Annotated in this window: 1 pseudogene; it reads left to right on the top strand. The window is 52.6% G+C overall.

Going from position 1 to position 456, the window contains the following annotated elements:
• A pseudogene (locus DVK07_RS21650) lies at nt 1-386 on the top strand (IS630 family transposase); the annotation flags it as partial.
• Between the last annotated feature and the right edge of the window lie 70 nt (nt 387-456).

The raw sequence follows: 456 nt of genomic DNA, 5'->3' as shown, positions 1-456 counted from the left end.
GGCCAACGCGACTGGATGTGTCTGCTGGGTGCGATCACCGAGGACGGTGATCGCTTCTTCTCGCGATTCGAAGAGTACGTTACCGCCGATCACGCGAAGCATTTCATTTTAGCACTATGTAAAGAAATTGAAGATGACTTGCACGTGGTGCTAGATGGTGCGCCGTACTTTCAAGCGTCGGCCGTCACGGACTTGGCGGCCCGTGACGACCTCGAATTCGTGACGCTTCCTTCGTACTCGCCGGAGCTAAACCCGGTTGAGGAGTGCTGGAGACAGCTTCAAGCAGCTCTGAGTAACCGGTTCTTCGACTCACTTGACGAGCTAACAACAGCGATTGATACTGCCCTTGAGCAACTTCAGTTCCAAACGTGAGTAATTACTTCTAACGACTACTATAGCTGCGGACAGCAAAATGCACGACTTGACCGGATTCCAACGCGATCTGCTGTACGTCAC

It is taken from the genome of Halorubrum sp. Atlit-26R (assembly GCF_003666015.1).
In the GTDB taxonomy this organism is placed as follows: domain Archaea; phylum Halobacteriota; class Halobacteria; order Halobacteriales; family Haloferacaceae; genus Halorubrum.
The sequence above is the reverse complement of the archived record's forward strand: the minus strand, read 5'-3'. Positions and strand labels throughout refer to the sequence as shown.